Genomic DNA, 24,079 nt, shown 5'->3' with positions numbered 1-24,079 from the left:
GAATAGGGGAATAGGGGAGTATGTTGCGCTCTTAGCCCGGCCGGCCAAATCTTTTTGCTTTTCCCTACTCCCTTACTGCCCTACTCCCTTATTCCCCTGCGAGCAAAGCGAGCACTTATGCCTTACGACCAGAAGAAAATCGTCGAAGCCCTGCGTGCTTTCGAACGCGGCGAGATCGTCGTCGTCATGGATGATGACGGGCGCGAGAACGAGGGCGACCTGATCGTCGCCGCTGTCCACTGCACGCCCGAAAAGATGGCGTTCATCGTTCGCCACACCTCCGGCATCGTCTGTACGCCGATGCCGCGCGAAGAAGCCAAGCGGCTGAACCTTGCCCCCATGGTCGCCGACAACGATTCCGCCCACACCACCGCTTTCACCGTCAGTGTCGATTTCAAGCATGGCACCACGACCGGCATCTCGGCCGAAGATCGCACTTTGACCGTTCGCAATCTTGCCAACGGCAATGTCGGTGGCTCGGATTTCGTCCGGCCCGGCCACATCTTTCCGCTGATTGCGCGCGAAGGCGGCGTGCTGATGCGCTCAGGCCATACCGAAGCAGCGGTCGATCTGTGCAAGCTCGCCGGCCTGCCGCCGGTCGGTGTCATTTCCGAGCTGGTCAATGATGACGGCACCGTCAAGCGCGGTCCGCAGGTGCAGGCTTTCGCCGAGGAGCATGGCCTCAAGCAGGTTTCGGTCGCCGACCTCATCGCCTACCGGCAGCGCAAGGAAACGCTGGTCGAACGCGTCGCCTGCTCGGAAATCGACACGCTCGGCGGCAAGGCACAGGTCTTCACCTACACGCTGCCGTGGGACTCCATGCATCACGTCGCCATCGTCTTCGGCGACATTCGTGACGGCGAGGACGTGCCGGTGCGTCTGCATTCCGAGGATGTGGTGACCGATGTCTTCGGCACCAGCCACCGGCTCGACGCCATCATGAAGACAATGGGCGAGCGCAGGCGCGGTGTCATCGTCTATCTCAGAGAAGGCTCCGTCGGCGTTGCGCATCAGGAGCGCAAGCGGCCGGCAAGCGGCGACCGCGAGGATCACGAAGAGGCGCGCCGCCGCGAAAACGAGTGGCGCGAGATCGGGCTAGGCGCCCAGATCCTCAAGGATCTCGGCATCTTCTCGATCAACCTGATCGCCTCGCGCGAACGCCACTATGTCGGCCTCGAAGGTTTTGGCATCCACATCGCCAAGACCGAGATCCTCTGAGCCTCCCGTCGATCCGGTTGCCGGAGAAGACGGATGAATGCGTCTCTGCCTTCCAGCCAGCGCAGCGAGCGGCTTTTGCTGCGCCGCCCAGAAGAGGCTGATCTGGATTTCCTGATCGATCTCTTTTCGCGCCGGGAACTTGTTGCGCATCGCCCCGACCCTGTTCCGGATACAGCCCAGCAGAGCGTCGCGCGGCTGACGCGCGACATCGGCCATTGGGACAAGCACGGCTTTGGCCGCTTGGCGGTCGAGGCGGATGAAAAGCTGGTCGGCTTCGGCGGCGTCACGGTATCGGCGGATTTCGACGGTCTGAACCTGTCCTATCATCTTCATCCGGCGAGCTGGGGACATGGCTATGCCACGGAATTGGTGACGGAAGCACTGCGCACCGCGTTCGGCCCCTTGCGTGCCGATCGGGTTGTCGGCCTCGTCCGCCCCGCCAATCCGGCTTCGCGACGGGTGCTGGAGAAATGTGGCTTCGTCTTCGAAAAAGAGGTGATGCTGCACGGGGCGCCAACGATAGTTTTGGCATTGGCGCACCCAAGAAGAGTCAATATTTCAGGCCCGGCCGCCTAGAGCGGCGCGCCCGGCCTAAGGCCCCGGGCGCGCCGGAACTATTCCGCAGCAAACGCGGCTGCTTCGCATCCGTCCATCTCGCACTCAGCCGTGGCAAGGCTGCGCTGGCCAAGCAGCACCGTGGCCAGCGCGATCGTGCCTGAAGCCACAGAGACCCAGAACCCGTTCTGGGCACCGAACGCATCGACCACCGCGCCGGCCGCGAACGAGCCGAGCGCCATGCCGATGCCGATGCCGGTCATGACCCAGGTAATGCCTTCGGTCAGCATCGCCTCCGGCACATGCCGCTCGATCAGGCCGAAGGCGGTGATGAAGGTCGGCGAGATCGCCACGCCGCTGATGAACACGGTCAGCGCCAGCAGTGGCACGGTGTCGGCGGTGAGCGGCAACAGCGTGCCGAGCGCGACGAGGGCGACCGCGATGGCCAACTGGCGTTGCAGCGGCGCCTTCAGGCTGAGCGCGCCGACGATGATGCCGAGCACGAACGATCCCAGCGCGTAAACGCCGATGACAAGGCTGGCGGCGCCGGGCTGGCCAAGCTCCTTGGTGATCGCCACGGTGCTGACTTCCGTCGTCGCGAAGGTCGCGCCGATGAAGATCAGGGCGAAGGTGATGATCTGAACCGGCCGCAGGCGGATCGCCGAGCCGCTTGAGCCATGGTCCACCGGCCGCACTTGCGGCTCCGTCGAGCGTTGCAGGATGAAGGCCGCTGATCCGAATGCGAGAAATAATGTGCTCACCAGAACGCCGGCTTCCGGGAACAGGGCAGCACTGAGACCGACCGATAGCGATGCCCCGGCGATATAGACCAGTTCATCGGCCGCGGACTCGAAGGCGAATGCGGTGTTCATCTGCGGCCGTCCGCGGAAAATCTCTGTCCAGCGCGCCCGCACCATCGCCGGCATGCTTGGCATGGCCGCGGCCAGTAGGGCCGACACGAACAGCGTCCACACCGGCCAGTCCTGGTTGGCCGCCGCTATCAGGACGGCGAAAGCCAGCACCGCGATGATGGTGGTGGGCACGACGATTTGTGTCTGGCCCAGGCGGTCCACCAATCTCGATATCTGCGGCGCAACGAAAGCGTTGGCCAGCGCGTATGTTGCCGAGACGGCTCCGGCCAGCCAGTATTCGCCACGCGTCTGCGACAGCATCGCCACGATGCCGATGGGCGCCATGGCGATCGGCAGGCGCGCCATGAATCCGGCGGCCGCAAAGCCCTTGGCTCCGGGGGCACGAAAGATTTCCGCATAGGGATTTTGCATGGGTGGTTCCTCGACAAAGGACGATTCGGCAATTACATACGAAGCGTATGATTGTTAAATAGAGCATACGCCGCGTATGTCAATTGGCATACGTTACGTATGTGAATAGGGCCAGAAGCCATGCACAGACCCCGCAAGGAGATGATCGCCGAGACGCGCGCAAAGCTGATCGCGGCGGCCCGCCATGCCTTCGGCACAACAGGCTATGCGGAAGCCTCGATGGATGATTTCACCGCTTCGGCCGGGCTGACGCGCGGCGCGCTCTATCATCATTTTGGCGACAAGAAGGGGCTGCTGCAGGCGGTCATAGCCCAGATCGACGGCGAGATGGCGGCGCGCATCAATGAGGTCGCGTCGAGAGCGCCGACCCGCTGGCAGCATTTCGTCGACGAGTGCTCGACCTATATCGAGATGGCGCTGGAGCCGGAAATCCAGCGCATCATGTTCCGGGATGGCCCGGCCGTGCTGGGGGATCCAGCGCAATGGCCGAATGCCAGTGCGTGCATCGTGTCAATGACCGACCATCTGACCGCGCTGCAGGAGGAGGGGGTCGTTGTCTCGAGCCTCGACCCCGAGACGGCCTCGCGACTGATCAACGGAGCGAGCAGCCAGGCAGCGCAACGGATCGCCAATTCGAGCGACCCCGAAGCGACGTCCAAGAAGGTGGTGACGGCGTTCAAGCAACTGCTCGAAGGCCTGCTCAAGAAGCCGGATCCGCAGTCGAATTGAAGTTCCCACCGGAGCTTTCGTGCCGGCAGCTGTTCCCGATAGGAATTTTTTCTTGACACCTGCCCTCAGCTAAGGTACATATTCGTCCATGGTGCTGATTTGCGCTGGTGACCCGCCGCACAGGCGGGTTTTTCGTGATGCTCCGTCAGACAACGCGCCGGCGAGAGGCTGCGAAAGAAAACCGTTGCCCAGAATTCGTCGCCCTGTGGTGCCAGGGCCGGCAATTGACAATCGCCGGGTTGAGTTCATCCTCTTCCACCATCTCTGAGGCGGAGATTCGGGGCACATGTGGGATTTCGAGATCGGCCGGTCGGTGTCCATCATGATGCGGACCTGGCCGTTCATCGTCTTTCGTATGATCGTCTATTTCGGCATCACGCTGGCCTACATCATGGCGACCGGCACCGGTGCCTCGGTCGGCTATGGCGTCGGCCATATCTCCACCGATCCCGACGGGCCCATGTCCTTTGCCCTGTGGGGCGGCGTGGTCGGGTTTGGCATCGTCTCGATCGCGGTCTACTGGATCCGCGAATACATCCTCTATATCGTCAAGGCCGGCCACATCGCCGTCATGGTTCATCTGATCGACGGCCGCGACATTCCCGCAGGTCAGGACCAGATCGCCTACGCCAGGGATATCGTGACCCAGCGTTTTGCCGAGGCCAACATCCTTTTCGTCGTCGACCAACTCGTCAAGGGTGCCATCCGCGCCATCACCGGCCTGCTCGGCGGCATCGCCGCCTTCCTGCCTATACCGGGCCTGAGCGGCCTGGTCTCCTTCATCAACACGGTGATCCGCCTGTCGCTGACCTATGTCGACGAGATCATCCTCGGCTACAACATCCGCATCAATTCAGCCTCACCCTTCGAGACGGCGCGCCAAGGCGTCGTGCTCTATGCCCAGAACGGCAAGGTCATGGTCAAGAACGCCGTCTGGCTGGCGGTCATCATGTGGGGCGTTTCGTTCGTCATCTTTCTGATGATGCTGGCGCCTGCTGGTGCGATTCTGTTCCTGATGCCTGGCCAGCTCGCCGGCTGGGCTTTCGTGCTCGCCATCGTCTTCGCCTGGGCGTTCAAGGCGGCCTTCATCGAGCCTTTCGCCATCGCTTGCCTGATGCAGGTCTATTTCAAGACCATCGCGGGCCAGGTGCCCGATCCGGCCTGGGACGCCCGGCTGACCGAGGCGTCGTCGAAGTTCAGGGAGCTCAAGGACAAGGCGCTCGCCTCCTTCGGCGGTTCGCGCTGGGGTACGGCCGGCGCCACACCCTGATCGGCTGGGCGGATGGTGTCTGGTGAGGCAGAAACGGTGTTGAGGCGCGCCACGGTGGACTTCAGCTGTGTCTCGCCTTGCCCGGAAAACGTTTCGCTCATGATCAGTTCCGGCAGCGGCAGCCGCCGTCCCCAACCATGCGTTTCAAGGTCCGGTTTGGAAGCGAACTCGGAAACACGGCCGACGCAGAGATAGGCGATTGGCGTTACGTGATCCGGAATGGCCAACAGCCGCTTCAGCGCCTCAGCCTCGATGATGCTCACCCAGCCGACGCCAACGCCCTCGGCACGCGCGGCCAGCCAGAAATTCTGCACCGCGCAGACGGTGCTGTAGAGATCCATCTCCGGATTGTGCCAGCGTCCCAGCGGCGAACCCTTCGAGCGCTGCCGGTCGCAAGTGATGCAGATGTTGAGCGCGCTCTCGCAGATGCCTTCCAGCTTGAGCTTGCGGTACAGCGCCTGTTTTTCCGTCTCGATCGCCGGCAGTTCCTGCTCGCGCGCGGCCAGGAACAGGTCGCGCACCCTTTCGCGTCGCTCGATGTCACGAATGACAATGAAATTCCATGGCTGCATGAAGCCGACCGATGGCGCATGATGGGCGGCAAGCAGCAGCCGCGCCAGCACGTCGTCATCGATCGCGGTGGGCAGGAAATGGCTGCGCACGTCGCGCCGCGTGAACATGGCGCGATAGACCGCATCGCGCGCATTCTGGTCGAATCCATCGTCAATGGCAGCGGTCATATATTCCGGCATCGCTTGTCCCCTTGCGATTGCAGATTCAAAACGGTCAGAGCGTACTTTGTGCGTCCAAATGGACGCACGTCGCTCTGATGCCACCCGCCCGACCATGCGGATGACGATGCCTGCCAGGCCGGTCTTCTGGCTTGGGATCAACCCGCGTCCGGTGCCTTCCCGTCATCGACAGTGGCATTTACCGGCGCGGTCCCCCTCACAGCGTTGGGCACGCCACGGAATTCAACCGTGTTCCCGATTCTCCCGCTTGCGGCGGGCACCAGGCAGTGCCAAGGACTTTACGCCGAAGCGCCGGCGAGGCCAATGCCTGCGGCGACACGAATGGACGCAGGCGCGATTTTCCCCAGTCATCGGCCGCCCGTGCATGGCCTTTGTCGATCCGGGTCACTAGATTAGGACGATGACCACCCGTCTCTACACGCATCCGATCTTCCTCGAGCATCTCACGCCGCCCGGACATCCCGAGCGGCCCGACCGCTTGCGCGCCATCGAGCGCGTGCTCGATGAGGAAGCCTTTGCCGGGCTCGAACGTATCCAGGCGCCGGAAGGCGACGAGGCCACCATCCTCTACGCGCATCCCGCCGATTTCGTCGCCCGCGTGCGCGCCGCCATTCCCGACGAGGGCATTGCCCGCATCGATGCCGACACCACTGCCAGTCCGAAGAGCTGGCAAGCGGCGATCACTGCGATCGGCGCCGCCAACGCTGCCGTCGATGATGTCTTTTCGGGCCGCGCCGACAACGTCTTTGTCGCCGCCCGGCCGCCCGGCCATCATGCCGAAAAGACCACGGCCATGGGCTTCTGCCTGTTCAATACGGCGGCGATCGCGGCGCGTTATGCGCAGAAGAAACACGGTGTCGAGCGCGTTGCCATCGTCGACTGGGACGTGCATCACGGCAATGGCACGCAGGATATTTTCTGGGACGATCCCTCGGTGCTCTATTGCTCGACACACCAGATGCCGCTTTATCCCGGCACCGGAGCGAAGACCGAAACGGGCGCCGGCAATATCGTCAACGCACCGCTGGCGCCGCAGACCGGCAGCGAAGTGTTTCGCGATGCCTTCCTGTCGCGCGTCCTGCCCGCGCTCGACAATTTCGCGCCCGACCTGATCATCATTTCGGCCGGGTTCGACGCGCACCACCGCGATCCGCTGGCCGAGATCAATCTGACCGAGGATGATTTCGACTGGGCGACCGGCCAGCTGATGCAGCGCGCGGCACGCCACAGCGGCAACCGGCTCGTAAGCCTGCTCGAGGGCGGCTACGATCTGCAGGGATTGGCATTTTCGGTCGCCGCCCATGTCGGGCGACTGATGAAAGGATGAACGATGGCTGGTGAGACCAACGAAGACGTCAAGGCGATGAGCTTCGAGCAGGCACTCGATGCGCTGGAGAAGATCGTCGATGATCTGGAGCGTGGCGACGTGCCGCTCGACCAGTCGATCAGGATCTATGAACGTGGCGAGGCGCTGAAGGCGCATTGCGACCGGCTGCTGAAGGCCGCCGAGGACAAGGTCGAGAAGATCAGGCTGTCGCGCGACGGCAAGCCGGTTGGAACGGAGCCGCTCGACGCAGATTGAGGCCGGTCCGAACGATGGCCTCGCCTCACCGGTTTTTGGACATGATCATGATCGAGGCTATAACTCGTTGCGATTGAAACAGCTCAAGGACAAGAGGAGATACGGAAGCGATGTGCAGAAACATCAAGACCCTGTTCAATTTTGATCCGCCGGCAACCAATGACGAGGTGCGCGACGCGGCCCTTCAGTTCGTCCGCAAGCTGAGCGGAACGACGCGACCCTCGAAGCAGAACCAGCACGCCTTCGATCATGCCGTCGACGCCATCGCGGCCTCGGCGCGCGAACTGCTCGATTCCCTGGAAACCCATCAGCATCCGCGCAATCGCGAAGAGGTGGCGGCCAAGCTGCGGGCAAAGGCGGCCATCCGCTTTGCCTGATGCGGCCAGGCGGCCTTCGACCACCGACAAGGAGAGTCCATGAGCTTCTTCCCCGGGAAAGACCCTGAGGTGGGCGATGCGTTCGCCAGCGATCAGATCGAATTGATGGTCGTTCCGAACGCCAAGGACATCGGTGGTTTTCAGGTGCGCCGTGCCCTGCCAACGGCAAAAAGGCGGTTGGTCGGTCCGTTCATCTTCTTCGACCGCATGGGTCCCGCGATCCTGCGGGCCGGCCAGGCGCTGGACGTCCGTCCGCATCCGCATATCGGACTGTCGACGGTCACCTATCTGTTCGACGGCAAGATCCGGCACCGCGACTCCCTCGGCACCGAAATGGTCATTCAGCCCGGCGACGTGAATTTGATGACCGCCGGCCGCGGCATCGTCCATTCGGAGCGTACGCCGGAGGAACTGCGTGGCGCGCCGATGTCGGTATCCGGCCTGCAGACATGGCTGGCGCTGCCGGACGACAAGGAAGAGGTGGCTCCTGTGTTCGAGAACACAGGAGCGGTCAGGCTTCCCGAGATTGATGCCGAAGGCGTCAACGGGCGCCTCATCATCGGCGATTTCCAAGGATTACGGTCCCCGGTCAGGGCCGATTCGGAGACGCTCTACGCCGACCTGCGCCTGGCGCCCGGCGCCAGCGTGAAAATCCCTGCCGATGCGGAAGAGCGCGCCATTTACACGCTGGAAGGCGAGGTCTCGATTTCGGGCGATGTGTTCCCAGCCGAACGGCTGCTGGTGTTCCGTCCCGGTGACGAGATCGTCGTGTCGTCGCAGACCGGGGCGCATTTCATGCTGTTCGGCGGCGCCTCTCTTGGTTCGAAGCGTTACATCTGGTGGAATTTCGTCTCGTCGTCGAAAGAGCGTATCGAACAGGCGAAAGAGGAATGGAAGACAGGCCGCTTCGACATCGTTCCAGGAGACGAGGAAGAGTTCATTCCGCTGCCGGAAAGCTGATGCCTGTCGCCCAAAGTGGCCCGGTTTTGGGGAAACGACCTGCATAGAAGCAAAAGACCACAGTCTGATCCGCGTCACTGACACGCATTTACTTTCGCCGGCCGGCGGCCTATTTCGCCCATCAACCGAAAGCCTGAGCACCGTGAACGCAACGCCGCATACGCCGCTTCTCGACAAGGCCCGCATCCCGGCCGACCTGCGCACGCTTGCCGAGAGTGAGCTGCCGCAACTGGCGTCCGAGCTTCGCGCCGAGCTGGTCGACGCGGTATCCCGCACGGGTGGTCATCTGGGCGCCGGCCTTGGCGTGGTCGAGCTGACAGTGGCGCTGCACTATGTCTTCAACACCCCCGATGATCGGCTGATCTGGGATGTCGGCCACCAGGCCTATCCGCACAAGATCCTGACCGGCCGCCGCGACCGTATCCGCACGCTGCGCCAGGAAGGCGGCCTGTCCGGCTTCACCCGCCGCGCCGAGAGCGAGTACGATCCATTCGGCGCTGCCCACTCCTCGACATCGATATCGGCCGGCCTCGGCATGGCCGCGGCCCGCGATCTCTCCGGCGGCCGCAACAATGTCATCGCCGTCATCGGCGACGGCGCCATGTCTGCCGGCATGGCCTACGAGGCGATGAACAATGCCGGCGCACTCGATGCACGGCTGATCGTCATTCTCAACGACAACGACATGTCGATCGCGCCGCCAACCGGCGCCATGAGCGCCTATCTGGCGCGGCTGGCCTCCGGCAAGGCCTATATCGGCCTGCGCGATTTCGGCAAAAAACTGACGTCTTATCTCGGCAAGCGCGCGGATCGTGCGATCACAAGGGCGGTCGAGCATGCACGTGGCTACGTCACCGGCGGCACGCTGTTCGAGGAACTCGGCTTCTATCACATCGGCCCGATCGACGGCCACAATCTGGAACATCTGATCCCGGTCCTGAAAAATGTCCGAGACAATGGCGAAGGCCCGGTGCTCATCCATGTCGTCACCCAGAAGGGCAAGGGCTATGCGCCGGCGGAAGCCGCCGCCGACAAATATCACGGCGTCAACAAGTTCGACGTCATCACCGGCGCGCAGGCCAAGGCGCCGGCCAACGCACCGGCCTACACCAAGGTGTTCGCCGAAAGCCTGGTCCAGGAGGGCCGCGAGGACGAACGCATCGTCGCCGTCACCGCAGCCATGCCGAGCGGTACCGGCCTCGACCTGTTCGGCGAAGCGTTCCCGTCGAGGACCTTCGATGTCGGCATCGCCGAACAGCACGCGGTGACCTTCGCCGCCGGCCTCGCCACCGAAGGCTACAAGCCGTTCGCGGCCATCTATTCCACCTTCCTGCAGCGCGCCTACGACCAGGTCGTCCACGACGTCGCCATCCAGAAATTACCGGTGCGCTTTCCCATCGACCGCGCCGGCTTCGTCGGCGCCGATGGCGCCACCCATTGCGGCGCCTTCGACACCACCTTCCTGGCGACACTGCCGGGCTTCGTGGTGATGGCGGCGGCCGACGAGGCGGAGCTGCGCCACATGGTACGCACCGCGGCAAGCTATGATGACGGCCCGATCGCCTTTCGCTATCCGCGCGGCAATGGCGTTGGCATCGACATGCCGGAGCGTGGCTCCGTGCTCGAAATCGGCAAGGGCCGCATCGTCAGGGAGGGCACCAAGGTAGCATTGCTGTCCTTCGGCACACGGCTGCAGGATTGCCTGATCGCCGCCGAGGAGCTAGGGGCTGCCGGGCTCTCCACCACGGTCGCCGACGCCCGTTTCGCCAAGCCGCTCGACGAGGATCTGATCCGGCGGCTGGCCCGCTCGCATGAGGTTCTGGTGACGGTGGAGGAGGGCGCCGTCGGCGGCTTCGCCAGCCATGTGCTGCAGTTCCTCGCCCATGAAGGCCTGCTGGAAAGCGGCCTGAAGGTGCGCCCGCTGGTGCTGCCCGACGCGTTCACCGACCACGCCAAGCCGGAAAAGATGTATGCCGATGCCGGGCTCGATGCTGCCGGCATCGTGCGCACCGTGTTCGTCGCGCTCGGGCATACGGTTCGCGCCCAGCGCGCCTGAATCAAAGTCTCAGTGACTTGAATCAGTTTGCCGGCCAACGTTCTTAACGCGTTGTTTACGCTGCCGTTTGGCGCTTTGCTTACCGTGTCTCTTGGCCGTTTTTCAACGGCGCCCTGCTAGATCGTGATCAGGCAGGGAGACAGCAACAATGAAAACGCTTCTGTACGGCGCAGCGCTTTGCGCCGTCATCGTCGCGCCGGCCGCAGCCGAAACGCGCTATGATCGCAGCCTTGAAAAGGCGGCCATGGGCATCGTCGCCGGCAAGATGGGCGGCATCCGCGGCGGCTTTTCCTTCAAGCAGGTGCCGCAACTGGTGGTTCTGCCGGCCCCCGTTCCTGCACCTGCGGTTGCCATCGAGCCTTCACGCGAGCAAGCGTCGGGAGGGCGTGCGGATGGGTTGTCTCCGGCCGTCGAGCGCCCGGTTTCGCGAAGCGTATTCTGAGCTAGAGACCAGCAAGCCCTGATCGGGATTGCCCGATCGTTTCATCGTGCTTTGCCGCTGTGCGGGTGATCTAAAGGCGTCGGCACTGCTACTCCGCCGCCACCAGCTCCGCTTGTTGCGCCGGTTTCTCGGGGCGCCAGGATTGCGCCGCGTGGCGGGCGCGGTCTGCCAAGGCGGCAAGGCGTCCGCGCAGGTTTCGTCCACCCACCACTGACGACAAGATCACCGAATGCGTCGCAAAGCGGCGCTTGAAATCCTCGCCGCCGCAGAGAAAATCGATCGTGGTCAAGCCCCTGTCGAACGACCACTGGATGTAATCCATCATCAAGACCATGCCCGGCGAGGCCCGTTCGAAGGCCGGATCATAGGTGGTGACGAAAGCCATCATCGTTCCATGCTGCTCGAAATTGATCGATATGGCGATGATCTCGTCTTCGCGTTCGAGCACGAAAATGCGCAGCAACCCAAGCCCGGCCAGAACCGAGATCAGTGCCGGCAGCGCGGGGGAACCTTCGTCGAACAGGTCCGAGACGCGGCCGTGTTTTGCGAGCCATAGCCGTTTCAGCGCGGCGACGCGTTCCAGCACCGGCTCGCGGGCTTCGTGCGCATCCATCAGGCGGAAACGCAGCGCGCCGCCTTCCTCCATGAATTTGTAACCACGGCGATAGTTTTGCCGGGTTTTCTTCGACTGGCTTTCAAACCATTGTGCGCCGCGTTGTCCGGCGCTGGAAACTCGGTAGCTGACCTCGCTGCGGTGGCTCGGCTGCAAAATGCTGCCCTGGCCTGGGGCGGCGGGACCAAGCAGGGTCCGGAATCGAGCATCGGGCAACAGCCGATTGAGATACGCAAGATCGAAGCCGCCATCGTCGAGGATATGTTGCCAGAGTTGCGGCAGGATCTGTGGCTCTGCATCGGGAGCAAGCAGGACATCGCCATAGTCGCAGTGATCCTTCGCCGCCCATTCCAGCATACGGATGCCCGAGCGCCAGAAGGTCGCGAGCGCAATGACCGCCTCAAGGCGCTCGCCGCTCCAGACCAGGCCGATCCTGAGGCCGCGGCGGTCCTGATGCGGTGTGGTGTGCCACCAGGCCGAGATCCAGTCGGGATGCTGGAAAACGAGGCCGCCGGCGCGTTGCCAGAGCGCTGCCCAGGCGGGCGCGATTTCTGCCAGTCGCTCTGGCGAGGTTGCAATTTCGATCCGGTGCGCTTGCTGCATCCGGAACACGGCCGGTCCGTTCATGGCTTGCCCCCCTGCGGCGATTGCTGTGGCTCGGGCTTGTCGGCGCGGAAATGTCTGGCGATCTGCCGCCACATCCGCTGCAGCGGCATGACATAGAGGCCTGCGAGCGACTGGTAGTCGCGCACGTTGCGTTCGATCAAACCGAATTTGAAGTCCTCGTCGGGTCTCGGAACGCACAGAGTTCCGAAGAGCCGATCCCAAAACGAGAAGAGCAGCCCGAAGTTCTTGTCGTAATGGCGCGGGTCGGTGCTGTGGTGCAACTGATGCCAGTGTGGGCACAGGATCAGATTGTTCAACGGCCCAAACGAGATCTTGAAATGCGTGTGCCTGACGAAATCCATCATCAGGATGTTGCGTATGATGTAGACGTTGACGCCGAAGACCGTCAGTTCAACCAGGTTCAGCGACACCAGCGACCAGATGCCGAAGCAGATGCCGGGAATGACGCCGTCCCAGGCCCGGTTCATCAATTCGTCGAGCGGGTGGACGCGATCCTTGGTGATGCCGACCATCACCTCGGCCGAATGGTGCACCTTGTGCAGTTCCCAGAGCACCGGGTAGCGGTGCTGGGCGACATGATAGAGATAGTACGAAATGTCGTAGGCAAGCAGCATGGTGAGGGTGAAGATCGTCACCGTCACAGGCCCCGCCGGCCCCTCGATCAGAGGCGGCTGGATTGCCAGCAGCGTGGAGAGCAACCAGTTCGTCGCATAGCCGACGGCGCTGACGAAGACGACGCCGGCGGGCAGCATGAGGAATGGCATCAGCGCCTTCCGCGTCACCCAGAACAAAAGGTCGGCTTTCGCCGAAGGATGCGTGATGACCTCATGCGGGACCGCGAACTCGAAGAACTCTTTCCAGCTCTTTTTCTCGACCGTGCGCCAGTAGGCGACCAGGGCACTGGCCAAAGCAGTCAGCAACAGAAGTCCGGTCGCCAGCAGGCCGGCGCCGGAAATCCGGTCAAGAACCTTGTAGACGATGTCGCTGGCCATTTCCAAAGTTGCCGCCTCTTCATCCGGGTTTTCCCGTCGTCGCGGTCATAACATTGAAGTCCTCAAGCAAATGCGATGAAAATTGGTTAAGAAATCATGAGGCTTTCTAGATTGTTGGTATTTACCCGCAGGCGGTGAGACCTCATGCTTCGGCGGTCATCCGTCTCAACGGGCGTAACGCATGAGTATTCATAAGGATGGTCGGCGGGACGGGACGCCTCACCATCGTCGCCGTGCAAGATGCTGAGCGTGATGATGGGAACGGGAGACGAAATGCTTCCAGCTGGCGCTCTTGCCATCGTCGTCGGCTTTCGCCATGAAGGCCGATGAATTCGCCTCTGCCAGCCAGCGCACGCCAGCGGCTCGACGACCTGCTCGTCCAGCGCGGGCTGTTTGCCAGCCGCTCGCGTGCCCGCGACGCGGTCGAGCGCGGCACTGTGACCGTCGACGGCCTCATTGCGCGCAAGCCCGGCCAGAGCGTTTTGCCGCAATGTCACGTTACCATCGATGATCCGGCGCAAGGCTATGTGTCGCGCGCGGCACTCAAGCTGATCGGCGGGCTCGATCATTTCGGCCTCGATCCTGCCGGCCGTGAAGCGCTCGACATCGGCGCCTCGACCGGCGGCTTCACCCAGGTGTTGCTCGAGCGCGGCGTGGCCCATGTCACCGCCGTCGATGTCGGTCATGGCCAGATGCATCCTGATATCGGCGGCGACCCGCGTGTGACGGTGATCGAAGGGCTGAACGCCCGCGACCTCGCCGTCACCGATCTCGGCGGGCGTATTCCGGATTTCATTGTCTCCGACGTCAGCTTCATCTCGCTGAAACTGGCGCTGCCGCCGGCCCTTGGCCTGGCTAAGGCTGGCGCAAAGGCCATGTTTCTGGTCAAGCCGCAATTCGAGGCCGGCAGGGAAGCGATCGGCAAGGGTGGTCTGTTGAAGGATCCCTTCGACGCCGCCCGTGTCGCCGGTCTGCTGCAGGATTGGCTGGACTCCGTTCCCGGCTGGCGCTCGCTGGGGCTGCATCTGTCGCCGATCGATGGCGGCGACGGCAATCGCGAATTCCTGCTCGGTGGGATCAAGGACCGATGAGCGCGCGCTTCAGCATCAGGAAACTTGGCGCCCAGGGCGACGGTGTCGCCGAGACCGAGACAGGCGATCTGTTCATTCCCTTCACACTGCCCGGTGAAACGGTCACCGCCGCGCGCGAAAGGGATCGCGCCATGCTGATGGCGGTGCTGGAAGCATCGCCGCTGCGCATCGATCCCGCCTGCCGCCACTTCACCGAATGCGGCGGTTGCGCGCTCCAGCATTTCGAAGCCGAAGCCTATCGCCAGTGGAAACGCGAAAAAGTGGCGCACATCCTGAAGGGCAAGGGCATCGATTGCGAGATCGGTGACCTGGTCGCCTGCGCACCGCAGACGCGCCGCCGTGTCGTGCTTGCCGCCCGGCGCACCGAGACAGGCATGCTGCTCGGCTTCCATCGCCATCTGTCGCCGGAGATCGTCGCCATATCGGAATGCCCGATCTCGCTGCCGGAGATCGTTGCCGCGCTCGATCGCTTGAAGGCGCTCGCCGAATTGGTCTGCGCAACCACCAAATCGTTCCGGCTGGCGGTCACCGTGACCGGTTCGGGGCTCGATGTCGCAGTTCACGAATCCGGCAAGCTCGGGGAGCACCAGCGCCGGATCGCGGCTAACTTCGTCATGGCGCAGGGCTTTGCCAGGCTGTCCATCGATGACGAAATCATCATCGAGCCGAAAAAGCCGGTGGTCATGTTCGGCAGCGTCGCTGTCGCCTTGCCGCCGGGCGCGTTCCTGCAGGCAACCGAGGCCGCCGAACAGGCGATGGCCGACATCGTCGGCGGACATCTGAAGCGTGCCAAGAAGGTGGCGGATCTTTTCGCCGGTTGCGGTAGCTTTGCTCTGCGCCTGGCCGCGAAGTCGGAAGTCCATGCGGTGGAAGGCGATGCGGCAGCGCTTTCGGCGCTCGACCGTGGATCGCGCTTCGCCACCGGCTTGAAGCGGGTGACGGGCGAACGCCGCGACCTGTTCCGCCGGCCGCTGACGTTCAAGGAGTTGAATGCGTTCGACGGTGTGGTGTTCGACCCGCCGCGCGCCGGCGCCGAGGACCAGTCGAAGCAGATCGCCCGCTCGGATGTTCCCTACGTTGCTGCGGTATCCTGCAATCCGGTGACGCTGGCTCGCGACCTGCGCGTCCTCATCGACGGCGGCTACGCCTTGAAGAGCGTGACGCCAATCGACCAGTTCCTGTGGTCGCCGCATGTCGAAGCGGTGGCACTGCTGGAGAAGCCGAAGAAGCGGCGATAGCCTGGAGGCTTCGGCCCTACGAACTTGGCGACAGTCGTTTAGACGTGCCGCCGCGTTGGTTGATCGACACCCAGGTGTTTGGGTTCTGCTGCGACTGACGTTTCACGAAGTAATAGCCCGTCGCGTTCCAGGGCCTGATCTCATTGACCAGATTGTCCAGGACAAGATCGCCCTTGTCGGTTTTCACCGTCAGAATGGTGTGGCCTTCATTGTCCAGGTCGCGCACCACGGTCATCAGCAACGCCTGCCGGGGGAATCCCGCTGCCAGAAGAAGCTTGCGCTTGTAGAGCGCGTAGATCTTGCAGTCGCCCTTGCCGTCCACCGGATAGTCCCAGTGATCCGCCATCGTACCCCAGTGATCGAAATTGCTGACGGGTTTGATGGCGCTGTTCGCCTTGTGATTTATCCGCTTGAGGATGCGTAGGTTCTGCGCGGTCAGCTTGATATTCGCGGCCGGCAGAGCGGGCACCTTGCACTCCTTTGGCCGGCGATGGCAGAAATCGACCCAACCGTAGGGGACGCTGGTGCTTCCACCAACTGCGGCAGATTGCGTCGATCGCGACTTGAACAATGTCGACTGTGCCGCCGCCGGACTGGCTTGCAACGATGTCGCGCCAATCAACGAAACGAAGCCAAGCAGGAAAGAGGAGGTCAGGACGCCGGGGAAATGCCGCATTGCCAACACCACCGCAACCAGAGGGCCGGCACTGCGTTCGTGCGGAAACGGCAGCCCAGGCAGTTAAACACCTAACAATTTCCTAATGCCGATTGTGTTCACTTCAAGGTGCAGCCGGGAATTCAAACTGGAAAACGCAAGCATCAGCCGGCGCATTCGGTCTGACGCGACCATCAGGCGCCAGCGACGGACCTTTGTCATGCGTCCTGCAAGCTGTCATATCCCGCCGTCTCTGCAGCCTTGAGGAAATTACGATCAAAGGTTGCAAAGCCAACGCAATGAGCTGATTTCCCAGATGCAGAGCATCTGCGAAATCCATTCCCTTCTTCGCGAGGTCGAGTGCGGACGACACCACCGCGCTGTCCGCGACCTCTACTGTTGGGAGCCCGCCAAATGTCCGCAGCGCGATGTCAGGCGCCGCATAACGTAAGCGCCGGCGCAGCTCTCATGATGGCGCTCTCGGGTGCGCTCGTCGCCTGGATTTTGCGAAAGATCGCTCGAACCGGGCTATTGCCGTCCTATGCACTTGGCATCGCGGCCATGACGTTTGTCGCAGCTGCGCTGTATGTCTCCGGCCATGACGGGACCGTCGACTACCTGAGTGCTTGGTTCAAATATGCGATCGGTGGCGTCATCGCCTTCCTGATTCTCTACACGACTTCGCGCCGGTCTATCGGCAAGGCATAACGGCCCGGCCAGTTGGGCCGTTCACTCAGACCCGCGTGCCGCCCACCGTCATCTGGTTCATGCGCAGATGCGGCTGGCCGACGCCGACCGGCACGCCCTGTCCGGCCTTGCCGCACATGCCGATGCCGGTGTCGAGCTTCATGTCGTTGCCGATCATCGAGACGCGATGCATGGCGTCCGGACCGTTGCCTATCAGCATCGCGCCCTTGATCGGCTGCGTCACCTTGCCGTTCTCGATCATGTAGGCCTCGGTGCAGCCGAACACGAATTTGCCCGAGGTGATGTCGACCTGGCCGCCACCGAAGGAGACGGCATAGATGCCGTTCTTGACCGAGGCGATGATTTCGTCCGGCTCCATGTCGCCCGCCGTCATATAGGTGTTGGTCATGCGCGGCATCGGCTGGTGTGCGTAGCCTTCGCGGCGGCCGTTGCCGGTTGCCTTCATGCCCATCAGCCGGGCGTTCTGGCGATCCTGCATGTAGCCGACCAGCTTGCCGTCCTCGATCAGCACATTGCGGGCTGAAGGCGTGCCTTCGTCGTCGACTGTCAGCGAGCCGCGCCGCTCGGGCATCGTGCCGTCGTCGACGACGGTCACCCCCTTGGCGGCGACCTGCTGGCCGAGCAGTCCGGCGAAGGCCGAGGTCTTCTTGCGGTTGAAATCGCCTTCCAGCCCATGGCCGACGGCCTCGTGCAGCATGACGCCCGGCCAGCCGCTGGACAAGACGATGTCGAAAGTGCCGGCCGGCGCCGGTATCGCCTCGAGATTGACCAGAGCTTGCCTGAGCGCCTCCTTGGCGGCGTGCTTCCAGCTGTCCTCGACCAGGAATTCGCCAAACGCCTTGCGGCCGCCCATGCCGTAGGAGCCGCTCTCCTGGCGGTCGCCATTGCCGACAACGACGGAGACGTTGACGCGGACAAGCGGGCGGATGTCGCGCACCATTTGGCCGTCGGCGCGCACGATCTCGACATGCTGCCAGGATGCGGCGAGCGATGCCGAAACCTGCCGCACGCGCGGGTCCTCGGCGCGCAGCCAGGCGTCGATTTCCTGCAGGAGCTTTGCCTTGGCCTCGAAGGAGGGCGAGGGGATCGGATTCTCTTCGCCATAGAGATGGCGGTTGGTGCGGGCGGGTGCGGCGGCAAGCGTGCCGGAATAGCCGCCCTTGACGGTCGAAACGGCATCGGCCGCGCGCAGCAGCGAAGCTTCGGAGAGATCGCTGGAATGGGCATAGCCGCTGGCTTCGCCGGCAACCGCGCGCAGGCCAAACCCTTGGTCGGTGTTGAAGTTGGCGGTCTTCAGCCGGCCATTGTCGAACATCAGCGCTTCGCTCTCGCTGTATTCGAGGAACAGCTCGCCGTCATCGGCGCCGTTGATGGTTTCGGCGACGATCTGCTTGATGCGATCGTCTGAAATGTCGAATTGGCCGATCAGGCTGTTCATGGCGCGTCCGTTCACAGGAGGAATGGGTCTTTGCCACGATGTAGGCGCGAAGGTGCGCCGAGACAATCGCTCAGCCGCATTGTGAAGACAAAAGCGGTTTGCCAGCAGACCGTCGACGTCACTTCTGGTTGATGAAGCCGGTGATGTCGCCGGGCTTTCAGGGGAGGGCGGCGAAGCCGTCGGCAAAACCCTTGAGGTCGACCGGGATGCCGATGCCTTCTTCCGGGGTCTGGAAGACAATGAAGGTGGCCGACGTGCCGGTCTTCAGCGTGTCGAGAAGCGGCTTTTCGAGGATAACCTCGGCATAGCAGCCGTCCTGGAAACAGCGCACGAAATAGGCGCGACCGATGTCCTTGCCGTCGACATTGAGGCCAAGCCCGTTGGGCAAAAGCACGCCGAGCGGCGCCAGCACGCGCAGGATCTCCGCCTTGTTGTCGGCGGTGCGCAGCACGACGACCGACAGTCCCATCTCCGGACGGTCCTCGGCGACGACGTTCTGCATCATCACGCATTGTTCCGAGGTGGCACCGGCCGGCGTGTCGCAGATGATCGACCATGCGCCATGCGTCGAGCGAACGGTACCGCTCGGTTGCGCGGCGTTCGCCGTGCCGGACACGATCGCGGATAAGCCGATGCCAGACAGGGCGGCGAAAAAGATGACCTTCGCCCAGTTTCTCGAAAACCGAGAGTTTCTCGAAAGCCAGTAATTCATGACGGCTCCATTGCGAATCACGGCACTTTAAGCCGCGCCAAAGCCAAGTAAAGGACGAGACCGCACCAGGTCTGCCCCGAAAAAGCCAATACGGCGCTTTTCCCTGCCAATTTCGCCCGAATTGCGACGTTCGGCACGTGCGCGCCGCGGGAATGCCGCTGTGGGTTCAATGTAGGCGATTCGGGGCTGCCGCGGCTGCCTCCAAAGGCACATCCGGGCTTGCGCGCAAAAATGCCGCACGGTTTCGTCCGCTCCTTTCTTGCGGAGGGAAAAAGAGTATGGTTTGAACCAGCTTGAAACTGTCGGGATTCCCGTCCCGGCATTGTTCGTTATTCTCGTGGGTACCACAGCGAGGAACTGGGAGACGATGAGGGCGATGAGAAATTTCCTGGCAAACGCCAAGGTTCCAGCAAGTGCCAAGTTTCTAAGTGCTTGTGCCGCTATCACGTTTTTCGCCGGCGCATCCGCCCATGCCGACCAGCCCAAGAACTGGGAGACAACCTTCCAGGCGCCGGCGACCGACATGATGCGGCAGATCGAGTGGTTCGGGAACTACACAATGTGGTTCATCGTCCCGATCACCATCCTGGTGCTGATTCTTCTCGCCTATTGCATCATCAGATTCCGCGCGAGCGCCAACCCGGTTCCGTCCAAGACCAGCCACAACACGTGGATCGAGTTGATCTGGACGATCGGACCTGTCGTCATCCTGCTCCTCATCGCTATCCCCTCGTTCCAGCTGCTGACCGCGCAATACACGCCGCCGGAAGAAGCAAAGCTGACCGTCAAGGCGACCGGCAACCAGTGGAACTGGGACTACGAGTACCAGACCGACAACACGCTCTCTTTCAACTCCGCGATCCTCCAGGACGCCGAACGCGCCGCTGCCGGCAAGGAGGACCGCAAGGTCTACCCGCGCCTGCTGGCCGTCGACAACGAACTGGTCGTGCCGGTCAACACCATGACCCGCGTGCTCGTCACCGCGACCGACGTGATCCACTCCTTCGCCATGCCGTCGTTCGGCATCAAGATCGACGCCGTTCCTGGTCGCACCAACGAGACCTGGTTCAAGGCGGAGAAGGAAGGTATTTTTTACGGCCAGTGCTCGCAGCTCTGCGGCAAGGACCATGCCTTCATGCCGATCGCCATCCGCGTCGTCTCCGACGCGCAGTTCAAGACCTGGCTGGCGGCAGCCAAGACCGACCTGCCCGGCGCCAACAAGACGCTGATGGCCGAGGTCGACGGCCAGAACAAGGTAGCGGCCGCCGGCAACTGATGCCGCGGGTTAGCAAGATTTAGGGAACGGAGCGGAACATGGCAGACGCTGCAGCTCACGACGGGCACGACCACAAGCCTTATCACGGCTGGGTGCGCTGGGTTTATTCGACCAACCACAAGGACATCGGCACGCTCTACCTGATCTTCGCGATCATGGCCGGCATCATCGGCGGCGCCTTGTCGGTCGCCATCCGCATGGAGCTGCAGGAGCCTGGCATCCAGATCTTCAGCGGTCTGGCGCAGATGGTCTACGGCATGAACGGTGACGCCGCGATCGACGGCGGCAAGAGCATGTACAATGCCTTCGCCACCGCGCACGCCCTGATCATGATCTTCTTCATGGTCATGCCGGCGCTGATCGGCGGTTTCGCCAACTGGATGGTCCCGATCATGATCGGCGCGCCGGACATGGCGTTCCCGCGCATGAACAACATCTCCTTCTGGCTGCTGCCGCCGGCCTTCATCCTGCTGCTCACCTCGATGTTCATGCCGAGCGCACCGGGTGCCTATGGCGTCGGTGGCGGCTGGACGCTTTATCCGCCGTTGTCGACTTCGGGCCAGCCCGGGCCGGCCATGGATCTGGCGATCCTGTCGATCCACATTGCCGGTGCCTCGTCGATCCTCGGCGCCATCAACTTCATCACCACCATCTTCAACATGCGCGCGCCTGGCATGACGCTGCACAAGATGCCGCTGTTTGCCTGGTCGGTGCTGATCACCGCCTTCCTGCTCCTGCTGTCGCTGCCGGTTCTGGCCGGCGGCATCACCATGCTGCTCACCGACCGCAATTTCGGCACCACCTTCTTTGCGCCCGATGGCGGCGGCGACCCGATCCTGTTCCAGCACCTGTTCTGGTTCTTCGGTCACCCTGAAGTGTACATCCTGATCCTGCCGGGCTTCGGCATCATCAGCCACGTCATCTCGACCTTCTCGAGGAAGCCGGTGTTCGGTTACCTCGGTATGGCCTACGCCATGGTGGCGATCGGCGCCGTCGGCTTCATCGTCTGGGCGCACCACATGTACACGACCGGCCTGTCGCTCGACACGCAGCGCTACTTCGTCTTCGCCACCATGGTCATCGCGGTGCCGACAGGCGTGAAGATCTTCTCCTGGATCGCGACGATGTGGGGCGGGTCGATCTCGTTCAAGACGCCGATGCTGTGGGCGCTGGGCTTCATCTTCCTGTTCACCATCGGCGGCGTCACCGGCGTCCAGCTGGCCAATGCCGGCCTCGACCGCTCGCTGCATGACACCTATTTCGTCATCGCCCACTTCCACTACGTGCTGTCGCTGGGCGCGGTGTTCGCCATCTTCGCCGGCTGGTACTACTGGTTCCCGAAGATGACCGGCTACATGTATTCGCCCGTCATCGCCAACACCCATTTCTGGGTCACCTTCGTCGGCGTGAACCTGATCTTCTTCCCGCAGCACTTCCTCGGTCTCGCCGGCATGCCGCGCCGCACCATCGACTACCCCGATGCGTTTGCCGGCTGGAACTATGTGTCGTCCATCGGCTCGTATATCTCGGCCGTCGGCGTCCTGATCTTCCTCTATGGCGTGTTCGAGGCCTTCCAGAAGAAGCGGATCGCCGGCGCCAACCCATGGGGCGAGGGCGCAACGACGCTCGAATGGCAGCTGCCTTCGCCGCCGCCCTTCCACCAGTGGGAACAGCTGCCGAAGATCAAGTAAGGCGGCTGCCCGCTCGAATACGAAACCGCCGGTCCGCCGGCGGTTTTGGCCAACGGATGATGGACTTAAGTACGCATGGCCCTTGTCGACGACCCATTGATTGACGAAGCGGGCTTTCGCATGTCGGAAGCGACGGCGGGCGATTTCTTCGCGCTGCTGAAGCCGCGCGTCATGTCGCTGGTGGTGTTCACCGCCTTTGTCGGCCTGGTCGCCGCCCCCGTGACCATCAACCCTCTGCTGGCGGTGATCGCCATCCTGGCTATTGCGATAGGTGCTGGCGCCTCCGGCGCGCTCAACATGTGGTACGATGCCGATATCGATGCCGTGATGACCAGGACCGCCAGCCGCCCGGTCCCGGCCGGTCGCATCCAGCCGCACGAAGCGCTGACCTTCGGGCTGGTGCTGTCGGTGCTGTCGGTGATGACGCTCGGCGTGCTGGTCAACTGGCTGGCGGCGACGCTGCTGGCCTTTACCATCTTTTTCTACGCCGTCGTCTACACGATGTGGCTGAAGCGCTGGACGCCGCAGAACATCGTCATCGGCGGGGCCGCCGGTGCCATTCCGCCCGTGATCGGCTGGGCCGCGGTGACCGGGACGGTCAGCCTCGAAAGCGTTGTCTTGTTCCTGATCATCTTCCTGTGGACGCCGCCGCATTTCTGGGCGCTGGCGCTTTTCAAATCCGAGGACTACGCCAAGGCCGGCATTCCGATGATGCCCAACGTCGCCGGCCACGCTTCGACGCGCCGCCAGATCTTCGCCTATGCGCTGGTGCTTGCCCCGGTCGGCGTGCTGCCGTGGATGCTCGGCTATACCACGCCCTTCTATGGCGTGGCCGCCCTGTTGCTCGGGGTCGGTTTTGCCTGGTACGCGTGGAAAGTGCTTGGCATGGCCGACGATGACCGCGTCATGAAACCGGCCAAGGCCCTGTTCGCCTATTCGCTGCTTTATCTCTTCGCCATCTTCGCTGCCTATCTGGCCGACAGCGTTGTCGAACGCGCGCTTGCCATGGGTGGAGCATGACCATGATCGAGGAAAAGCTCGAGACCGTCACGTTGACCGAGCGTCAGAAGAAGGCGCAGCGCAGCCGTTCCATCGCCATCGGCGTGGCGCTGGCGCTGCTGGTGGTCATTTTCTACATCGCGACGATCGTGAAGTTCGGCCACAATCTGGGCACGATGTGATGAGCGTCGAGAGGTCCAGGAAAGCGGCGGGCAAGAACAGCAACGTCATCGTCGCGGCTGTCTGCCTCGCCTTCTTCACCGGCATGATCGGCATGGCCTATGCCGCGGTGCCGCTCTACAAGATGTTTTGCCAGGCGACCGGCTATGGCGGCACGACGCAACGTGCCGAGAAGCAGTATGCCGGCCGCGTGCTCGACCGCGAGATCACCGTCCGCTTCGATGCCAACATCGCCGGCGTGCCGTGGGAGTTCCAGCCGGTCCAGCGCTCGATGACGATGAAGATCGGCGAGACCGTGCAGGCGCACTATCAGGCGACCAACAAGTTCGATCGTCCTGTGACCGGCCGCGCCACCTTCAACGTGCAGCCTGAGCTGGCGGGACCCTATTTCAACAAGGTCGAGTGCTTCTGCTTCACCGACACGACGCTGAAGCCCGGCGAGACGCTGGACATGCCGGTCCTGTTCTACGTGGACCCCGACATCGTCAATGTGCCGGAGCTCAAGGACGTGAAGACGATCACGCTGTCCTACACGATGTTCCCGGTCGAGAAGACCAAGCCGGTCGCCTCCTCGGCGCCGGCCGATGGCAACAGCAAGACAATTTCGAATACCGAAGCAAATCTCGGGGGTTGAT

24 protein-coding genes, 1 pseudogene and 1 riboswitch are annotated in these 24,079 nt (G+C 62.7%); of the genes and pseudogenes, 18 read left to right on the top strand and 7 right to left on the bottom strand.

Features of this window, described 5'->3' with window-relative positions; genetic code table 11:
* The first annotated feature begins 117 nt into the window (after positions 1-117).
* Together ribB and A9K65_RS27710 are read left to right on the top strand one after the other, a co-directional pair.
* A complete protein-coding gene (ribB, locus tag A9K65_RS27715) occupies positions 118-1,218 on the top strand; it encodes a 3,4-dihydroxy-2-butanone-4-phosphate synthase (RefSeq protein ID WP_064995132.1) in 1,101 nt (366 codons plus the stop codon).
* 33 nt (positions 1,219-1,251) lie between these two features.
* On the top strand, positions 1,252-1,794 hold the full coding sequence (locus A9K65_RS27710) for a GNAT family N-acetyltransferase (protein ID WP_064995133.1): 543 nt from the start codon (positions 1,252-1,254) through the stop codon (positions 1,792-1,794).
* A gap of 38 nt (positions 1,795-1,832) precedes the next feature.
* On the opposite strand, the gene A9K65_RS27705 is transcribed toward A9K65_RS27710, so the two are convergent.
* Entirely contained in the window at positions 1,833-3,056 is a 1,224-nt protein-coding gene (locus tag A9K65_RS27705) for an MFS transporter (RefSeq protein WP_064995134.1), read from the bottom strand.
* Between the two features lie 120 nt (positions 3,057-3,176).
* Between A9K65_RS27705 and A9K65_RS27700 the strand changes: the two genes are divergently transcribed.
* Both A9K65_RS27700 and A9K65_RS27695 read left to right on the top strand, forming a co-directional pair.
* A complete protein-coding gene (locus A9K65_RS27700) occupies positions 3,177-3,785 on the top strand; it encodes a TetR/AcrR family transcriptional regulator (protein WP_064995135.1) in 609 nt (202 codons plus the stop codon).
* A 286-nt stretch (positions 3,786-4,071) separates the two neighbouring features.
* Entirely contained in the window at positions 4,072-5,055 is a 984-nt protein-coding gene (locus tag A9K65_RS27695; protein WP_064995136.1) for a hypothetical protein, read from the top strand.
* 122 nt (positions 5,056-5,177) lie between these two features.
* On the opposite strand, the pseudogene bluB reads toward A9K65_RS27695, so the two are convergent.
* Positions 5,178-5,795: pseudogene (bluB, locus tag A9K65_RS36155) on the bottom strand (5,6-dimethylbenzimidazole synthase); the annotation flags it as partial.
* Between the two features lie 110 nt (positions 5,796-5,905).
* Positions 5,906-6,086: riboswitch (cobalamin riboswitch) on the bottom strand.
* 121 nt (positions 6,087-6,207) lie between these two features.
* Between bluB and A9K65_RS27685 the strand changes: the two are divergent.
* The 6 genes from A9K65_RS27685 to A9K65_RS27660 all read left to right on the top strand — a co-directional run bounded on the left by A9K65_RS27685 (position 6,208) and on the right by A9K65_RS27660 (position 11,224).
* Positions 6,208-7,134 (top strand): histone deacetylase family protein, encoded by a 927-nt coding sequence (locus A9K65_RS27685; RefSeq protein ID WP_013532793.1) that lies wholly within the window; start codon positions 6,208-6,210, stop codon positions 7,132-7,134.
* Positions 7,135-7,137: 3 nt separating this feature from the next.
* Positions 7,138-7,389 (top strand): exodeoxyribonuclease VII small subunit, encoded by a 252-nt coding sequence (locus A9K65_RS27680; protein WP_013532792.1) that lies wholly within the window; start codon positions 7,138-7,140, stop codon positions 7,387-7,389.
* 110 nt (positions 7,390-7,499) lie between these two features.
* The gene (locus tag A9K65_RS27675) at positions 7,500-7,766 is read left to right on the top strand and encodes a DUF2277 domain-containing protein (RefSeq protein ID WP_013532791.1); all 267 of its coding nucleotides are present in this window, start codon (positions 7,500-7,502) and stop codon (positions 7,764-7,766) included.
* A gap of 39 nt (positions 7,767-7,805) precedes the next feature.
* Positions 7,806-8,726, top strand: a complete 921-nt coding sequence (locus tag A9K65_RS27670; RefSeq protein WP_064995138.1) for a pirin family protein — start codon at positions 7,806-7,808, stop codon at positions 8,724-8,726.
* A gap of 142 nt (positions 8,727-8,868) precedes the next feature.
* The gene (gene dxs / locus A9K65_RS27665) at positions 8,869-10,782 is read left to right on the top strand and encodes a 1-deoxy-D-xylulose-5-phosphate synthase (RefSeq protein WP_064995139.1); all 1,914 of its coding nucleotides are present in this window, start codon (positions 8,869-8,871) and stop codon (positions 10,780-10,782) included.
* Positions 10,783-10,930: 148 nt separating this feature from the next.
* Positions 10,931-11,224, top strand: coding sequence for a hypothetical protein (locus tag A9K65_RS27660; RefSeq protein ID WP_064995140.1), 294 nt, complete (start codon positions 10,931-10,933; stop codon positions 11,222-11,224).
* Between the two features lie 88 nt (positions 11,225-11,312).
* Here the strand turns inward: A9K65_RS27660 and A9K65_RS27655 are convergent, their stop codons facing one another.
* Both A9K65_RS27655 and A9K65_RS27650 read right to left on the bottom strand, forming a co-directional pair.
* On the bottom strand, positions 11,313-12,440 hold the full coding sequence (locus tag A9K65_RS27655; protein WP_245267692.1) for a GNAT family N-acetyltransferase: 1,128 nt from the start codon (positions 12,438-12,440) through the stop codon (positions 11,313-11,315).
* 20 nt (positions 12,441-12,460) lie between these two features.
* Entirely contained in the window at positions 12,461-13,456 is a 996-nt protein-coding gene (locus A9K65_RS27650; RefSeq protein WP_032809851.1) for a sterol desaturase family protein, read from the bottom strand.
* A gap of 326 nt (positions 13,457-13,782) precedes the next feature.
* Between A9K65_RS27650 and A9K65_RS27645 the strand changes: the two genes are divergently transcribed.
* Both A9K65_RS27645 and A9K65_RS27640 read left to right on the top strand, forming a co-directional pair.
* Entirely contained in the window at positions 13,783-14,547 is a 765-nt protein-coding gene (locus A9K65_RS27645; protein ID WP_063167676.1) for a TlyA family RNA methyltransferase, read from the top strand.
* Complete coding sequence (locus A9K65_RS27640; protein WP_064995141.1) at positions 14,544-15,785, top strand: class I SAM-dependent RNA methyltransferase; 1,242 nt, start codon at positions 14,544-14,546, stop codon at positions 15,783-15,785. Before A9K65_RS27645 ends, A9K65_RS27640 begins: the two co-directional genes overlap by 4 nt.
* Before the next feature lie 16 nt (positions 15,786-15,801).
* Here A9K65_RS27640 and A9K65_RS27635 read toward each other — a convergent pair whose 3' ends face one another.
* Complete coding sequence (locus tag A9K65_RS27635) at positions 15,802-16,461, bottom strand: transglutaminase-like cysteine peptidase (RefSeq protein WP_064995142.1); 660 nt, start codon at positions 16,459-16,461, stop codon at positions 15,802-15,804.
* 393 nt (positions 16,462-16,854) lie between these two features.
* On the opposite strand from A9K65_RS27635, the gene A9K65_RS27625 reads away from it, so the two are divergent.
* Positions 16,855-17,148 carry a hypothetical protein gene (locus A9K65_RS27625; protein WP_064995143.1) on the top strand — a complete coding sequence of 98 codons (294 nt, stop codon included), beginning with the start codon at positions 16,855-16,857 and terminating at the stop codon, positions 17,146-17,148.
* Positions 17,149-17,173: 25 nt separating this feature from the next.
* On the opposite strand, the gene tldD is transcribed toward A9K65_RS27625, so the two are convergent.
* Together tldD and A9K65_RS27615 are read right to left on the bottom strand one after the other, a co-directional pair.
* Complete coding sequence (tldD, locus tag A9K65_RS27620) at positions 17,174-18,586, bottom strand: metalloprotease TldD (RefSeq protein WP_024503610.1); 1,413 nt, start codon at positions 18,584-18,586, stop codon at positions 17,174-17,176.
* Positions 18,587-18,743: 157 nt separating this feature from the next.
* Complete coding sequence (locus tag A9K65_RS27615) at positions 18,744-19,298, bottom strand: invasion associated locus B family protein (protein WP_013532781.1); 555 nt, start codon at positions 19,296-19,298, stop codon at positions 18,744-18,746.
* 259 nt (positions 19,299-19,557) lie between these two features.
* On the opposite strand from A9K65_RS27615, the gene coxB reads away from it, so the two are divergent.
* From coxB to A9K65_RS27590, 5 genes are all read left to right on the top strand, one after another.
* Positions 19,558-20,574: a cytochrome c oxidase subunit II gene (gene coxB / locus A9K65_RS27610; RefSeq protein WP_032809847.1), complete on the top strand. Its 1,017-nt coding sequence runs from the start codon at positions 19,558-19,560 to the stop codon at positions 20,572-20,574.
* 38 nt (positions 20,575-20,612) lie between these two features.
* Entirely contained in the window at positions 20,613-22,265 is a 1,653-nt protein-coding gene (gene ctaD, locus A9K65_RS27605) for a cytochrome c oxidase subunit I (RefSeq protein WP_013532779.1), read from the top strand.
* Positions 22,266-22,340: 75 nt separating this feature from the next.
* Entirely contained in the window at positions 22,341-23,285 is a 945-nt protein-coding gene (locus A9K65_RS27600) for a heme o synthase (protein WP_024503612.1), read from the top strand.
* Positions 23,286-23,287: 2 nt separating this feature from the next.
* On the top strand, positions 23,288-23,446 hold the full coding sequence (locus A9K65_RS27595) for a hypothetical protein (protein ID WP_013532777.1): 159 nt from the start codon (positions 23,288-23,290) through the stop codon (positions 23,444-23,446).
* A complete protein-coding gene (locus A9K65_RS27590) occupies positions 23,446-24,078 on the top strand; it encodes a cytochrome c oxidase assembly protein (protein ID WP_064995144.1) in 633 nt (210 codons plus the stop codon). The genes A9K65_RS27595 and A9K65_RS27590 overlap by 1 nt, the downstream gene beginning before the upstream one ends.
* The last annotated feature ends 1 nt before the right edge of the window (position 24,079 follow it).

This window comes from Mesorhizobium sp. WSM1497 (assembly GCF_001672455.2).
Taxonomy (GTDB): Bacteria; Pseudomonadota; Alphaproteobacteria; order Rhizobiales; family Rhizobiaceae; genus Mesorhizobium; species Mesorhizobium ciceri.
The sequence above is the reverse complement of the archived record's forward strand: the minus strand, read 5'-3'. Positions and strand labels throughout refer to the sequence as shown.